The following is a 1,611-nucleotide window of genomic DNA, read 5'->3' on the forward strand; positions in this document are numbered from 1 at the left end:
ACCGAAATGTTCGGAAGGAAGGTTGCCCAAAAGTCCGATAATGTTGCGTTCCATCACTTGGAAAACCTCTTGGGATTCTGGTTTCGAGAGTTGGGCGATTGTTTCGGGACTTAAGGTCTGGACATACTGCCACAAACTCTCAGAAAATTCACTATCGGTACCGAATAAATTGTGAGGGCGATCGTTTTCTCTATACACCTTTGATCTCCTGAACTCAATTTTTTTATAAACTATCCTTTTGGTTCTTCCAATTTAACAGTTTTTTGAGATAGTGGGAGTCGGTAGAACCGAACCTGAACGGAATGGTTATACCAAGCAAAAAACCCATCTCCAGCAAAAATAAAAAACTTAACACTGATGATAACCGATCACTGTTCACTGATAACTTTTATTTACCCATACCTAAATGCTGGGCCTTTTGATAGACTTTACCCTCCGTCAGCAGCGAGGGGGCAATCACCACTTCCACCTGTTGCATTTCCTTTAAGTTCTTAGCACCTAAAGTTCCCATACTGGTTTTCAGCGCCCCTAGGAGGTTATGAGTACCATCATCTAATTTTGCCGGTCCGACGAGGATTTCGGCAATAGTTCCGGTACTGCCCACACTAATTCGGGTTCCCCGGGGTAGAACCGGACTAGGTGTGGCCATACCCCAGTGAAAACCGCGGCCGGGGGCCTCCACGGACCGGGCAATGGGAGAACCAATCATCACCGCATCGGCGCCACAGGCGATACATTTGCAGATATCACCGCCGGTAATAATGCCGCCATCGGCAATAACGGGGACGTATTTACCGGTTTCTCGGAAAAAATCGTCCCTAGCAGCGGCACAATCGGCCACAGCAGTGGCCTGGGGAACTCCCACTCCTAAAACGCCGCGAGAAGTACAGGCAGCCCCTGGACCGATACCGACCAAAACCCCGGCTGCCCCAGTTTTCATCAGGTTAAGGGCGACTTCGTAGGTGACGCAGTTACCCAAAACCACGGGAATGGGCATTTCTTGACACAGTTGTACTAAATCGAGGGGGGTGATAGCTTCCGGGGATAAATGGGCAGTGGAAACAACCGTTGCTTGGACAAAGAGAATATCGGCCGCTGCTTGGGCAACGATAGCACCGTATTTGACGGCACCGGCAGGGGTGAGGCTAACTGCCGCAATACCGCCTTTTTCTTGAATTTCTTGGATACGAAGCTCGATTAGTTGCGGTTTAATCGGTTCTGCGTAGAGTTCCTGCATTAAACCGACGAATTCTGCTTTGCCGACTGCGGTAATGCGATCAAGAATCGGGTTAGGATCCTCGTAACGGGTTTGAATACCTTCGAGGTTTAGTACCCCTAGCGCCCCCAACTCGGAGAGAAGGACGGCCATTTTAGTATCCACCACCCCATCCATAGCGCTGGCGATAATCGGGATTTCCCGCTCGATATTGCCGAGAGACCAACGGGTATCGGCTAAACTAGGATCGAGGGTTCGCACTCCGGGTACAAGTGCGATTTCATCGATACCGTAAGCTCTACGGGCTGTTTTGCCCCGACCAATAATTGTATCCACGTTTCTATACTATTTCAGACCTATTTAGCCTAGACTAGCAAATTTCGCACCATCTCGAA

The 1,611-nt window shown here is 49.3% G+C and carries 2 protein-coding genes; both read right to left on the bottom strand.

Translation table 11 applies throughout. From position 1 onward, the window contains the following. Nucleotides 1-198, bottom strand: a 198-nt coding sequence (locus PX484_RS20290) for a DUF760 domain-containing protein (protein WP_288105291.1), incomplete at its 3' end; no start/stop codon positions are given. A 190-nt stretch (nucleotides 199-388) separates the two neighbouring features. Beyond that, nucleotides 389-1,552 carry a GuaB3 family IMP dehydrogenase-related protein gene (locus PX484_RS20295; protein WP_002747415.1) on the bottom strand — a complete coding sequence of 388 codons (1,164 nt, stop codon included), beginning with the start codon at nucleotides 1,550-1,552 and terminating at the stop codon, nucleotides 389-391. Nucleotides 1,553-1,611: the final 59 nt, after the last annotated feature.

This window comes from Microcystis sp. M49636_WE2 (genome assembly GCF_030065375.1).
GTDB classification, from domain to species: Bacteria; Cyanobacteriota; Cyanobacteriia; order Cyanobacteriales; family Microcystaceae; genus Microcystis; species Microcystis aeruginosa_C.